This is a genomic window from Bradyrhizobium uaiense, from assembly GCF_010811875.1.
In the GTDB taxonomy this organism is placed as follows: Bacteria; Pseudomonadota; Alphaproteobacteria; order Rhizobiales; family Xanthobacteraceae; genus Bradyrhizobium; species Bradyrhizobium uaiense.
Genome location: NZ_VKHP01001149.1, coordinates 1 through 230, shown reverse-complemented (window position 1 = coordinate 230; position 230 = coordinate 1). Strand labels below are relative to the sequence as shown.

General features: G+C 66.5%; 1 protein-coding gene. It reads left to right on the top strand.

Translation table 11 applies throughout. The features are described from left to right. Positions 1-230, top strand: a 230-nt coding sequence (locus FNJ47_RS55800; RefSeq protein ID WP_163163874.1) for a transposase, incomplete at both ends; no start/stop codon positions are given.

Sequence of the window (230 nt, the reverse complement as noted above, 5' to 3'; positions counted from 1 at the left end):
CGCTGCCGGCGCCAAAAAAGGGGGTCTGAAGATCAGGCGATCGGCCGCTCGCGCGGGGGCCTGAGCACCAAGATACATCTGGCCGTTCGAGGCTTGGGATGTCCGGTGCGGTTCCCGCTGACCGCGGGTCAGAAGGGCGATGCACCGCAAGCCGCCGCATTGATCGAAGGCTTGTCCGCCGAGGTCGTCATGGCCGACGCCGCCTATGACGCCGATCACTTGCGCCAAGC